Annotated in this window: 9 protein-coding genes and 1 pseudogene; 9 read left to right on the top strand and 1 reads right to left on the bottom strand. The window is 31.9% G+C overall.

All coding sequences use genetic code 11. The features are described from left to right. Window positions 1-25 precede the first annotated feature (25 nt). The 3 genes from tarB (at window position 26) to tagD (ending at window position 2,672) form a co-directional block, all read left to right on the top strand. Entirely contained in the window at window positions 26-1,114 is a 1,089-nt protein-coding gene (tarB, locus tag SBL15_RS02710) for a teichoic acid glycerol-phosphate primase TarB (protein ID WP_107613329.1), read from the top strand. After that, on the top strand, window positions 1,111-2,175 hold the full coding sequence (locus SBL15_RS02705) for a glycosyltransferase family 2 protein (RefSeq protein ID WP_107611945.1): 1,065 nt from the start codon (window positions 1,111-1,113) through the stop codon (window positions 2,173-2,175). The genes tarB and SBL15_RS02705 overlap by 4 nt, the downstream gene beginning before the upstream one ends. Window positions 2,176-2,273: 98 nt before the next feature. Beyond that, window positions 2,274-2,672, top strand: a complete 399-nt coding sequence (gene tagD / locus SBL15_RS02700; RefSeq protein WP_011276515.1) for a glycerol-3-phosphate cytidylyltransferase — start codon at window positions 2,274-2,276, stop codon at window positions 2,670-2,672. Between the two features lie 187 nt (window positions 2,673-2,859). Here tagD and pbp4 read toward each other — a convergent pair. Beyond that, window positions 2,860-4,152, bottom strand: a pseudogene (gene pbp4 / locus SBL15_RS02695) (penicillin-binding protein PBP4). A gap of 140 nt (window positions 4,153-4,292) precedes the next feature. Here pbp4 and SBL15_RS02690 point away from each other — a divergent pair. From SBL15_RS02690 to SBL15_RS02665, 6 genes are all read left to right on the top strand, one after another. Beyond that, entirely contained in the window at window positions 4,293-6,020 is a 1,728-nt protein-coding gene (locus SBL15_RS02690; protein ID WP_107613328.1) for an ABC transporter ATP-binding protein, read from the top strand. 168 nt (window positions 6,021-6,188) lie between these two features. After that, complete coding sequence (locus tag SBL15_RS02685) at window positions 6,189-7,688, top strand: glycosyltransferase (RefSeq protein WP_107614338.1); 1,500 nt, start codon at window positions 6,189-6,191, stop codon at window positions 7,686-7,688. Between the two features lie 19 nt (window positions 7,689-7,707). Then, entirely contained in the window at window positions 7,708-9,876 is a 2,169-nt protein-coding gene (locus tag SBL15_RS02680) for a bifunctional glycosyltransferase family 2 protein/CDP-glycerol:glycerophosphate glycerophosphotransferase (RefSeq protein WP_317955068.1), read from the top strand. Window positions 9,877-10,096: 220 nt separating this feature from the next. Continuing rightward, window positions 10,097-11,329, top strand: a complete 1,233-nt coding sequence (locus tag SBL15_RS02675) for a NupC/NupG family nucleoside CNT transporter (protein ID WP_011276509.1) — start codon at window positions 10,097-10,099, stop codon at window positions 11,327-11,329. A gap of 491 nt (window positions 11,330-11,820) precedes the next feature. After that, entirely contained in the window at window positions 11,821-12,654 is an 834-nt protein-coding gene (locus SBL15_RS02670) for a YitT family protein (protein ID WP_053018750.1), read from the top strand. A 207-nt stretch (window positions 12,655-12,861) separates the two neighbouring features. After that, window positions 12,862-13,659, top strand: a complete 798-nt coding sequence (locus tag SBL15_RS02665; RefSeq protein WP_053017195.1) for an ABC transporter ATP-binding protein — start codon at window positions 12,862-12,864, stop codon at window positions 13,657-13,659. Window positions 13,660-13,677 lie beyond the last annotated feature (18 nt).

Here is a 13,677-nt window from a genome sequence, read left to right as displayed (position 1 = left end):
TAATGAAAATATGAGGGGTAAATGTATGCGACTAATTATTAAAAAAGTATATATGTTGATGATTACATTATTGAATTTTATTTACAAAGGGAGACAAGTTGATAAAAAGCAAATTACGGTACTCATGACATTTCCTGAAGATGTCATTCCGATTATTAACGAATTAGACAATAAAGGTTACAAAATAACTGTAATTGCAAAATTTGAAGAACAATATAGGCTGAAACATCTTAACAACATTACTTTCATACCAGCAGGAAACAAATATATCGTCAAACATATAAAAGCATTAAGTAGTTCGAAAGTCATTTTAATCGATACGTATTATTTAATGCTAGGTGGTTATACTAAGAAGAAGGCACAAACGATTATTCAAACGTGGCATGCATCTGGCGCACTGAAAAATTTTGGGCTGACTGATCATCAAGTTGATTTGACTAATGTAACTATGGTTAGACAATATCAACGCGTGTATCAAGCGACTGATTATTATCTTATTGGTGGTAAAGAGATGGGAACATGTTTTAAAGAGTCATTTGAAGCTACTGAAGAACAATTATTGCCACTCGGTTTACCACGTATATCACAATATTTAAAATTCAATCTTAAGGCCGAGCAAGAACGTTTGAAAAAGCATTATAATATTCATAAAAAATTGGTGGTCTATGTTCCTACTTATCGTGAAGGTTCTGAAAACAATAGACAATTAGATGTTGCTCGCTTTGAAGAAGCGCTACCTGAGTACACATTGATTAATCAATTACATCCATCTATTTCAAAAAGTCAATCTATAGCCACTACACAAGAATTGATGATTATGGCGGATGTGATTATTAGTGACTATAGTTCACTACCTATTGAGGCGAGTTTATTAGACAAACCAACATTATTTTATGTGTACGACGAGCATAAATATGATAAAATTCGTGGCTTAAACCAATTTTATAAAGCAATTCCACAACAATATAAAGTAACAACAGAAGAAGAATTAATTTTAAAAATAAGAAATGATATTGCCTTGTTCAAACCTTTATTTAAAAATTGGCATAAGTATAATCGTGAAGATAGTGTTCGACGCGTTACAGAATTTATTGAAAAGATGGTGAAAAGATGAAAATAGCTATCATAATACCTGTATATAATGCAGAAAAGACAATACGTAGAGCAATCAAATCTATCGATACAACACATGAGGTTGAAATCATTTGTGTAAATGATGGTTCTACAGACCATTCGAGACATGAGCTCACTCAATTACAAAAAGAAGTTAAAAATATCATGATTTACAATCAAGATAATCAAGGTGCAGCTGCAAGTAGAAATTTTGGATTAGCTGCAATGTCTGATGATGTTGAAGCATTTATGTTTTTAGATGCAGATGATCAATTTTTACCGGGTAGACTAGATAAGATGATAGGTTACTATGAACGTAATCAAGAGGTTGATATCGTCATTGGTCAAATTGGTAGAGGTGTCCAAGGAGATTGGAAAATTGTACCTACACATGAGGAAATGAATCGTGAATCACTAGTATCTTTAGCTCAAGCGCCTGAAATTTTGCAATCTATTGGGCCTGGTGGAAAATTATTTAATTCTAAATTTAGTGCATTACGTTTTGATGAAGACGTTGTATTTTGTGAAGAGCATACCTTTGTCACACGAGCTTATTTAACCGCGCGTGATATCCAATTACTACCACTCATTATATATGGCTATAATGACCAAGAAGGTTCAATCACAGATAAACGAGCTGATACATTTATATCTTATATTGAAGATGCTCGACGAGTACGTCAGCGCGTCATGGAGATGCTACTTTTAACAAATGAGAAAGCATACTATAGTTATCGAATGGATGATTTAATTGTTAGTTATCTTATTCAAGCTTACTTATTAAAATGTAGTAAAGTTACACCCGAATTTATTGATAAGGTCACGCATTACATTAAAGATATGCAACATACGAATTACTCAGGCGATGCGCTGTTTAGAATCATTCAAGCAGTTGAGCAAGGTGCAACAAATTGGACACGTGATACTTACGAGAAGTGGCGTCAAACACTTATCGATGTTGGTATTGGAAGACCAGGATATTTTCGTTTTCAAGCACAAGTTATGCCCAAAAAATTTGCATTTAGCAGTAAACAGTTAGTTAAGCGTACTTTAAAGAGATAGTGTAGTATAACTTATAAAATTAATGGTATGTAAATTTTATTTATGCTAAATTAAGATTATGAAAAAATGTTAAAAACTATGTTAAGGAGATAGCGTTTATGAGAAGAGTTATTACTTATGGTACTTATGACTTATTACACTATGGTCATATTGAATTACTAAGAAGAGCGCGTGAAATGGGCGATTATTTAATTGTTGCTTTATCTTCAGATGAATTCAATCAAATTAAGAATAAAAAGTCATATTATGATTATGAACAACGTAAAATGATGTTAGAATCAATTCGTTATGTTGATTTAGTTATTCCTGAGAATGATTGGGGTCAAAAAGAAATCGACGTGGATCGCTTTGAAGTAGATGTCTTTGTAATGGGACATGACTGGGAAGGTGAATTCGACTTCTTAAAAGATAAATGTGAAGTCGTATACTTAAAACGTACTGAAGGTATTTCAACAACTAAGATTAAACAGGAATTATACGGCAAAGATGCTAAATAATTAAAATATAAGGTTTTAATCCTATTAAAAGAGCCAGCAAATGAATTTTTATGAGTTCATTTGCTGGCTTCTTTGTATAACTTAAGTTGCTTCGCGTTCCTGGGATGACATCTCTATAGCAGTTCTTTAAAGTAATTCTAAAAGTAAAAGATATTGTTACTATATAGTCAAAGAGTTATCTATCACTTTATTTACGTTTAAATAATAAATGAATAATTGAACGTACAATAAGTATAAATGCAATTGCTAATAATGCTAATGCGACAAAGGTAACCACTGGATGCTCTTTCCACGTCGTTTGAGCAATGGTATTTGCTTTGTGCAATAGAGGTTTCGTTACTTCAACTTTTGGAGGTCCATCATCTTTTGTAAGAAATTGGCGATTGTAGTCAAGATGAATTGAACCATCTTTAACGATAAATTTATAATCTTTTTTATTCATACCTTAAGGTACTACATCATATAAGTTATCTTTGATATAGTATTTTTTGCCATTGATTTTATGTGTGCCTTTTGAAAGTACCTTTTTATAACTGTATTGATCGAAAGAACGATTCATCATGGCATTTCCCATCATATTACGTTGCTTTTCTCCACCTAAATTCACGTAATCTCCTGCTCCCATAATAACTTGGTTAATGCGGAAGTTGTTACGTTTAGTTGTAATCGTGTGATTATAATCTGCAACATCACTTGAGCCAGTCTTTAAACCATCTGTACCTGGCAAACTCATTTTGGCTCCTTCTAATGAATGATTGAATGTATAATATGTGACACCGTGTTGTGTAGGAGCAAGTTGTTTAGTGAAATGTAATATCTTAGGAGTCTCTTTGATAACATGGTGATCTAGAATTGCAAAGTCTTTCGCAGTGGAAGTAGTATTGTCTTGGTTTTTATATTTTGATGGCGCAAATTCTTTTAATTGCTTGTTTTCAGCACCTGTTGGGTTTACGAAATGTGTGTTTGACATGCCTAATGCTTTAGCTTTCTTATTCATTAAATCAGTAAAATCATTCACATTTCCCGAAACCTCATCAGCTAAAATTAAAGCTGCAGCGTTACTTGAGTTAGAAACTGTAATTTGGAGTAGCTCGCTAATTGTATATGTTTCACCAGCATATAATTTCGTATTACTTAATTCTGGTAAAGTTGACATGCGATAATGCTTGTCCGTAATATGTACTTTGTCATTTAAAGAAAGCTCACCTTTATTCACGGCTTCAAGTGTAAGATACATTGTCATTAGCTTCGTCATTGAAGCGGGGTACCATTTTTGGTTAGATTGATAGTCGTACAAAATTTGCCCGGTTTGACTTACATTTATGCTACCTTCAGGTTGATAGGCATCTGTTACATTCGGGTAACCATATTGTCTAGCAATTTCAGTAGGTGTTGGTTCATATTCGGAAGCGTAGGAGTTAGGTGCTATAATAACAATGGTTAAAAGTAGAGCAAAGGTAATTATTAAGCTTCGTTTCATTCTTATCTTTCCTTTTTCAAAATTTCAACTAAAATATTTTATCATATAAATTTGATAATATGAATTTATTTGTTAAAGCTTTATACTTGGAAAATAAGATAATTAAATTTTTAAAATGAATATAAAAAGAGGGCTAATTTATGAAAGGACAAAATCCGTTATTTTTCTTATTTAAACGATTGTCGTGGCCATATGGACTGATTATTGCGGCAATCATTATTTCTTCGCTAGGGAGTATTAGTGGTCTGTTAATTCCGCTATTTACCGGACGATTAGTTGATAAATTCTCAACAAGTAGTATCAACTGGAATATCGTTCTTTTATTTGCAGGAATATTTATAGCTAATGCACTACTAAGTGGTATTGGTATTTATCTACTAAGTAAAATTGGTGAAAAAATGATTTACGATATTCGATCAATACTTTGGGAACATATCATTAAATTAAAAATGCCTTTTTTCGATAAGAATGAAAGTGGGCAGTTAATGAGTCGTTTGACAGACGATACTAAGGTTATAAATGAATTTATTTCACAGAAATTGCCACAATTACTTCCCGCAGTAATTACACTCATTGGATCCATAGTTATGTTGTTTATTATGGACTGGCAAATGACATTATTAACATTTTTTGCAATTCCGATATTTATGGCAATAATGATTCCATTAGGTCGCAAAATGCAAAAGATATCAATGAACACACAAACTGAAATTGCTAACTTTAGTGGTTTGCTAGGTCGTGTGTTAACTGAGATGCGTTTAGTAAAAGTATCGAATACAGAAAGACAAGAATTAAATAACGCGCATAGTAATTTACGTGAGATTTATAATTTAGGTCTGCGACAAGCAAAAATTACAGCTGTCATTCAACCTATTTCAAGTGTGATTATGTTATTAATGATTGCAGTTATATTAGGTTTCGGTGCGATAAGAATAGCTACAGGTGCGATAACAGCTGGTGCGTTAATTGCGATGATTTTTTATGTGATGCAGTTATCGATGCCATTAATGAATCTTTCAACCTTAGTTACAGATTATAAAAAGGCAGTTGGTGCAAGTAGTAGAATCTTTGAAATCATGCAAGAACCTATTGAACCAATGGAAGATTTACAACCTATAGAAGATATCTCAATTAACGATGGCGAATTGTCATTTGAAAATGTTGATTTTAAATATGATATTAAAACGATTCTTAGCAACGTATCTTTCCGTATACCTCAAGGAGAGGTGAGCGCATTTGTTGGTCCGTCGGGTTCAGGAAAAAGTACAATTTTTAATTTGATTGAACGTATGTATGACATTGAATCTGGAGATATTAAATATGGAACGCAAAGTATTTATGATGTTCCAATTACAAATTGGCGAAACAAGATTGGTTATGTAATGCAATCGAATTCTATGATGAGTGGTACGATACGTGACAATATTTTATATGGTATAAACCGTGAAGTGTCGGATGAAGAATTGGTTAAGTATGCTAAGTTAGCGAATTGTCACGACTTTATTATGCAGTTTGATGATGGCTATGACACGTTAGTAGGTGAACGTGGTCTGAAGTTATCTGGCGGTCAAAGACAACGTATCGATATTGCACGCAGTTTTGTGAAAAATCCTGATATTTTATTATTAGATGAAGCTACCGCAAATTTAGATAGTGAGAGCGAACAAAAAATTCAAGAGGCATTAGAAATTCTTATGGAAGGAAGAACAACTATTGTTATTGCACATCGTCTCTCAACTATAAAAAAAGCAGGCAAAATCATATTCCTAGATCAAGGTAAGGTAACAGGTGAAGGAACACATGCTGAATTAATGCAAAATCACGAAAAATACCATCAGTTTGTTACTACTCAAAATTTAACCGAGTAATGAATATTAGGTAGTTGGGACTTATGTTAGTTCCAACTACTTTTTTAATAAGAAAAATGAAGGATATGTTTTGTCTTATGTAGTTAACTGTGAAATAATCATCAATAATTAAATGACGTATGTGAGTATACAGTCTCACACTTTAAAACTTAAGATTGGAGCATAATTATGTTATATACAATAACTTCCACTTTACCTCCTACACATGGTGGAAGAACTAAATCATTGTTACATAGAGTAAAGTTTTTAGAAACTCAATTGGGAGAAACTTCTACAATTATAACGACGAACTATAACGCTAATTATAAAAATGTATATCGAATTTTTAGAAATAAAGAATTAATAACCGAGAATACAAAATTAGACAACATATACGATTGGCTTGCGAATTATAATTTATTAGAGGAACCAGTTGAACCCAGATTATTTAGAAAGTTACCAATTCAAACTAAAGTTAAAATACGTGGGTTAGAGGCCATTCAAGAAGACGATAACGTAAAATACTATAAAGATAATGTTTATGTGTTATTTCGCAAATACTATGCGAATAGACAGGTTATGAAGTTTGAAGATACAATCAATCCTAATTCACAAAAGGTATCTAAACGTAAGGCATTCACGCTAAATGGCAGATTACATAAAATTGATTACTTTGATGATGTAACGGCAATCAAAACAATGGAAGAATATTATGATAAAAAGGGTAACGTGTACTTAAAGAAACATTTTACGAACGATGAAGAGAACAAATTGATTGATATTCAACATCTATCAATGCACGGTGAGCCGCGCACCTTTAATAATGAAAAAGCTTTATTTACTTATTACTATAATCATGTTTTACCTAATGGAAGTGTTGTATTTAATGATGCACGCTTACTCGACAGACCATTGATTGATTGTGAAAATGACATTAAGCGCATATTAATGTTTCATAGCAATCATTTACAAGGGAATAGAGTTCGTCATTCATATAAATTAGCACTAGATAAACAAGAAATAATCGATAAATATATAGTTTTAACAGAATACCAAAAACATGATATTCAATCACAATTTGGTATAGATGATAATAAAATAGATGTCATACCTCATTTTGTTAGTATAGCGCAATCGTATAGTCGAGATGATGTAGAAGATCAATTTTGCTATATTGGTAGATTGGCTCAAGAAAAACAAATTGATCATATTATCAAAGCGTTTGATATTTATTTGAAAAAAGGTTATTCATCTAAGTTGCTTGTATATGGAAAAGATAAAGAGGGTAATTTAAACAAATTGAAGCAATTGGTTAAAACACTTCAACTTGAAGATAAAGTAATATTCAAAGGACACACTAATCATCCTAAAGAAGTCTTTTCAAAAGTGATAGCTTCACTATTGACAAGTCGGTATGAAGGCTTTGGGTTATCAATTATGGAAAGTATTAATTATGGTTGCCCTGTTATCTCATATAACGTACGTTATGGACCGAGTGAGTTAATTACTAATCATGAAAATGGTATACTTGTGAAAAAAGATGACATCGAAGGGTTTGCGGTTGCAATGGAAATGGCTAGAAATATTCATTTCAAAGATGTAAAATTAAGTGAAAAATTTAGTGTAGAACAAGCGTCAAACAATTATCAATCACTCATCGATGACGTAACACATGCGGAGAATAAATAGAAAATTGGAGAGAAATATATTGAATAAATTATCGATTATTATTACGTATTTTAATAATGAAGATTATATTAGTGAGTGTATTCACAGTTTGAAAAGCCAGAGAAATCAAGATTTTGACATTATTGTTGTCGATGATGGATCAACTGATCGCTCAACAGAAATCTTACAAGAAGCATTAAAATCATATGATAAAGACGTTCACTTCATTCAATTGCAAGAGAATACTGGACACGCACATGCACGAAATGTAGCTTTGGAACAAGCACATGGTCAATACGTACTATTCCTAGATGCCGATGATCAATTGGCCTCATATGCTGTTGATTACTATCTTCAACATGTGAATGGTTTAGATACACTGATTGCACCAATTCATAAATTTAGAAGTCAACGACCACAGTATGTAGATAAAGATAAAGTGCGTTTGCAATATGCTTCTCATCAAAAAAGTCCAAATGCAATCTTGAGAAAAGAATCAGCATGTAATATTTTATTTAAAAATGCCATTATTAAAGCACATCAGATTCAATTTAATGAATCATTAGATATTTATGCTGATACGTCATTTGTGCTTGAGTATTTAAAATATGCGGAGCGTTTTGTTAGAATTACCAACTTCCCATTCTATTATCGTGGTGAGGTATATGATCCATTTTATGGTAATACATTAAGTGATCAAGATTTTACAAATAAATTTGAAGATCATGTTAATAGTTTCTTTGATGCTATGCAAAGAACGAATGATAAGCGAATTAAAAATTTCCTAATTCAACGAATGAAAAATGAAATTAAAAGTGGATTCGATCCTGCACTTAGAGATATAAAATCTCGATATGTGTCACTTGAAGATGCGCTTATTAAAATTGTTAAAGCTTTAAAATGGAACATCCTAAAAGATGGGAAAGTATTATACAATTTAGAAATATTATTCTTATCAATGGATGATGTTGAAAATGCCAAATATGTTAATGACTTACGAAATAAAACGCGTTTAGTTAAAAATATTGTGTTAAATAGCAAGATGAAAGAACGCTCAAAATATCAACTGATTGATAATGAAGACTTAGTTGACCCGAACACAATTGTATTTGAAGCGTTTGGTGGTAAAAATTATAGCGATAGTCCTAAATATATTTATGAATACATGCAAAAACATTATCCTCATTTAAATTATATTTGGGTCTTTTCAAAACCAGAAAATAACAATATTCCAGGTAATGCTACTAAAGTGAAAAAAGGATCTCAAGCTTATTATGATGCCTATGCTAAAGCGAAATATTGGGTTACAAACGCTAGATTACCTTTATATTTAAATAAAAAAGAGAATCAAATGTATATCCAAACTTGGCACGGAACACCATTAAAACGTTTAGCTAATGATATGAAAGTGGTTAGAATGCCTGGCACGACAACTGCAAACTATAAGAAGAACTTCTATGCTGAAGCATCACGTTGGGATCGTTTAGTATCACCAAATAGATACTCTTCTGATATTTTTAAATCAGCATTTTGGATGGATGAAAACCGTATTTGGGAGATTGGTTATCCGAGAAATGATGTATTAGTTAACCGTCAAAATGACACTGAATATATTGAACAAATTAAGCGTGACTTGAATTTACCTGCAGATAAGAAAGTTATCATGTATGCTCCAACTTGGAGAGACGATGAGTTTGTGAAAAAGGGACAATACTTATTTGATTTGAAAATTAATTTAGCCAATCTTCAAAAAGAAATAGGAGATGAGTATGTCATCTTATTAAGAATGCATTATCTAATTGCGAATGCTTTAGATTTACATGGATATGATGACTTTGCAATTGATGTATCAAATTATAATGACATTTCGGAATTATACTTAATTTCTGATGCATTAATTACTGATTATTCTTCTGTTATGTTTGACTTTGGTATCTTGAAGCGTCCACAATTTTTCTTTGCATACGATATAGAAAAATATGATAAAGGACTTCGTGGTTTCTACATGGATTACATGAACGACCTACCAGGTGAAATTATTACAGACGAGTTTAAATTAGCTGAAGAGTTAAAACAAATTGATCAACATAAAGTGAAATATCAAGATAAGATAGAAGCATTTTATAATGATTTTTGTTCTATAGAAAATGGAAAAGCATCTCAATATATTGGTGATTATATTTATAAAGATATTGAGAAAAAATCATAATTAAAATGAAAGTAGAAAGCACTAGAGTAGTAAGTTTAACTCTAGTGCTTTCTATTGTACTATTAGAAAAATCTTTATTTTCTCGAACATTACCTCATGGTATAATTAAAAATATATTATTAACGGAACTTTTGGGGTTAATTAGTGAATAAAGTACGGTTCTGTTGTATAGACATGCTATGACATTAATGTCATAAAAAATTAATCAGGTAGGTGCCTTATGTTTTTATTGGTTAACATCATTGGATTACTTGCGTTTTTGGGAATTGCAGTTTTATTTTCAAGAGATCGCAAAAACATCCAATGGAAATCTATTTTAATTCTTGTTGTATTAAACTTGTTTTTAGCATGGTTCTTCGTCTATTTCCAAATTGGGAGAACGATTGTAGAAGGATTAGCTTCAGCAATCGCATGGGTAATTCAATCAGCACATACTGGAACAGGATTTGCATTCAGCAGTTTCACTAGCGGTAAACAGATGGATATGGCGATTAGCGCACTCTTCCCAATTCTACTTGTAGTACCATTATTTGACGTATTAATGTATTTCAATATTTTACCTAAAATTATAGGTGGTATTGGTTGGGTGCTAGCGAAAATTACGCGTCAGCCTAAATTTGAATCATTCTTTGGCATCGAAATGATGTTCTTAGGTAATACTGAAGCTTTAGCTGTATCAAACGAACAATTGAAACGTATGAATGAAATGCGTGTATTAACAGTGGCTATGATGTCAATGAGTTCAATCTCTGGAGCTATTGTTGGTGCATACGTTCAAATGATACCGGGTGATCTCGTATTAACAGCGATACCGCTAAATATTATTAATGCGATAATTGTATCTTCAATTTTGAATCCGGTAAGTGTTGAAGAACAAGAAGACATCATTTATAGCATCAAAAATAATGAAACGGTAGAACGTCAACCTTTCTTCTCATTTTTAGGTGATTCTGTACTTAATGCAGGTAAATTAGTATTAATCATTATTGCATTTGTAATTAGTTTTGTTGCTTTAGCAGACTTAATTGATCGCTTTATAAACTTAATTACAGGTCTAGTTGGTGGATGGATAGGCGTAAAAGGTAGTTTCGGTTTAAATCAAATTTTAGGTTTATTCATGTATCCATTTGCACTTTTACTTGGTTTGCCATGGGGAGAAGCATGGATTGTTGCTCAACAAATGGCTAAGAAGATTGTTACTAATGAATTTGTAGTTATGGGTGAAATTAGTAAAGTCGTTGATTCATATAGCCCTCACAGAAGAGCAGTTATTTCAACATTCCTAGTTTCATTTGCTAACTTCTCTACAATCGGAATGATTGTCGGAACATTAAAAGGGATTGTTGATCAAAAAACATCAGATTTTGTATCTAAATACGTACCAATGATGTTATTAGCAGGCATATTAGTATCATTACTTACTGCAGCATTTGTCGGATTATTCGCTTGGTAAGAAGATACATAACATGTTTAACAATTAAAAAGGATCGTGGAACATCATTCAATTTGAATTTTGTTCCACGATTTTTTTGAATTATTTCAGTAGATTTTAGTTAACATGATAAAAACCAAGTATGTAGGGTGAGGAGACACTCTATATACTTGGTTTTTATGGGAAATGAATATTAATGTACTTGTAACGGTAAGGACTAGGTACTGTCACAGTACTTCGAGCAAAATTTGTTTTGTTACTATAAACAACACAAAGGAGATAACTTCTCTTATTAAGAAGTTATACACATTATAGCAAATGTAATTGACAAAGTAAACAAAAAATTCAGAAAATTTATATTTGTTTTTAAATTAGTTCACTTAAACATGGTGAAATAGAAATATACCTTGAAAATAATATAGATATAGACTATTTCTAAAATGCATATTGTAGCTTCACTAGTGATTGTGATAACCTTTTTAATGATATTACATTAAAAGGGGTTGGTGTATTTGAATAAAAATATTAAAGATTTACTTTTAGTTATACTAGGCTCTTTCATATTTTCAGCTGGAGTTAATGCATTCATTATCTCAGGTAATTTAGGAGAAGGTGGCGTAACAGGTATAGCCATTGTATTATATTATGCGTTTCACATTTCTCCAGCCATCACGAACTTTGTAGCAAATGCACTACTGATCATTGTAGGGTATAAATTTTTAAGTAAAAAAAGTATGTTATTAACTATTGTGGCGACTGTACTTATCTCAGTGTTTTTAAGTTTAACTGAGTCTTGGCACGTCGAAACTGGAAATGTCATCATTAACGCTATATTTGGTGGCTCTTGTGTTGGGTTGGGCATTGGTATTATTGTTTTAGCTGGTGGTACAACTGCAGGGACAACGATACTAGCACAAATTGCTAATAAATATTTAGATGTAAGTACTGCATATGCGTTATTGTTTTTTGATTTGATTGTTGTACTCATATCATTAACTGTATTACCATTGCAGATGGCCTTAGTAACAGTTATCTCATTATATATAGGTACCAAAGTTATGGAATATGTTATAGAAGGTTTAAATACTAAAAAAGCAATGACAATTATTTCAAGTAAGCCTGACCAAGTAGCGAAAGCGATAGATGAACAAGTTGGACGAGGTCTCACAATATTAGATGGTCGAGGCTATTATAGTCGTGAAGAAAAAGACGTATTATATGTTGTTGTTGCAAAAACACAAGTGTCTCGAGCTAAGAAAATTATACGTAAGATTGATAATCAAGCCTTTTTAGTTGTGCATGATGTGAGAGATGTGTATGGTAATGGCTTTTTAGCAGATGAATAATGAGAATGAATAAGGTTAGGTGTTTCAATATATTGGTGAAGGTGATATGACGACATCAATTAATGAAATACCTAACCTTTGCTTTGTCGATTACAAATAGTCAGTTATTTACAAAGATGTTATAATACATCTATTGACTATGATAATTATTATCAATTGACAAAATCAATCGTACATAAAGTTATTTATTATGAAAGTAGGGAAAGCATGAATCGTTTAAAAGCGCAACAAGTGGAAATTGGATATGGGGATCATACGATTATTAACAATTTAGATGTAGAAATACCAGATGGCAAGGTTACGTCTATCATTGGGCCTAATGGTTGTGGGAAATCTACATTATTAAAAGCATTGTCACGCTTATTAACAATCAAAAATGGCGAAATTCAATTAGATGGTGAAAATATTCATACGCAATCAACTAAAGAAATTGCTAAAAAAATTGCTATATTACCACAAACACCAGAAGTAGCAGATGGTCTTACAGTTGGAGAATTAGTATCTTATGGTCGTTTTCCACATCAAAAAGGGTTCGGCCGTCTATCTGCTGAAGATAAAAAAGAGATTGATTGGGCTTTAAATGTTACTGGCACATCTGAATTTAGACATCGTTCTATTAATGATTTAAGTGGTGGTCAGCGTCAACGAGTTTGGATTGCGATGGCATTGGCTCAAAAAACAGACATTATTTTCCTAGATGAACCCACAACATATTTAGATATCTCACATCAATTAGAAATTTTAGAATTAGTTCAACAATTAAATAAAGAACAAGGTTGTACAATCATTATGGTCTTACACGACATTAACCAGGCGATTCGTTTTTCTGATCATCTTATCGCAATGAAGAAAGGTGAAATCATTGCTTGTGGCGCTACTGAAGACGTGTTGACTAAAGATATTCTAGAAAAAGTGTTTAATATTGATGTCGTACTTAGTACGGACCCTCGTACAGGTAAACCATTATTAGTGACATATGACTTATTCGAACGTAATTATTCATAATATATAGATAAACTAAGA

This window comes from Staphylococcus sp. NWU MKU2 (assembly GCF_033283605.1).
GTDB lineage: Bacteria > Bacillota > Bacilli > Staphylococcales > Staphylococcaceae > Staphylococcus > Staphylococcus haemolyticus.
The sequence above is the reverse complement of the archived record's forward strand: the minus strand, read 5'-3'. Positions and strand labels throughout refer to the sequence as shown.

Coding starts and splice junctions, on each gene's coding strand:
- SBL15_RS02690 (WP_107613328.1), top strand. CDS start 4,293: ATGAAAGGACAAAATCCGTTATTTTTCTTATTTAAACGATTGTCGTGG.
- SBL15_RS02665 (WP_053017195.1), top strand. CDS start 12,862: ATGAATCGTTTAAAAGCGCAACAAGTGGAAATTGGATATGGGGATCAT.
- SBL15_RS02685 (WP_107614338.1), top strand. CDS start 6,189: ATGTTATATACAATAACTTCCACTTTACCTCCTACACATGGTGGAAGA.
- tarB (WP_107613329.1), top strand. CDS start 26: ATGCGACTAATTATTAAAAAAGTATATATGTTGATGATTACATTATTG.
- tagD (WP_011276515.1), top strand. CDS start 2,274: ATGAGAAGAGTTATTACTTATGGTACTTATGACTTATTACACTATGGT.
- SBL15_RS02705 (WP_107611945.1), top strand. CDS start 1,111: ATGAAAATAGCTATCATAATACCTGTATATAATGCAGAAAAGACAATA.
- SBL15_RS02675 (WP_011276509.1), top strand. CDS start 10,097: ATGTTTTTATTGGTTAACATCATTGGATTACTTGCGTTTTTGGGAATT.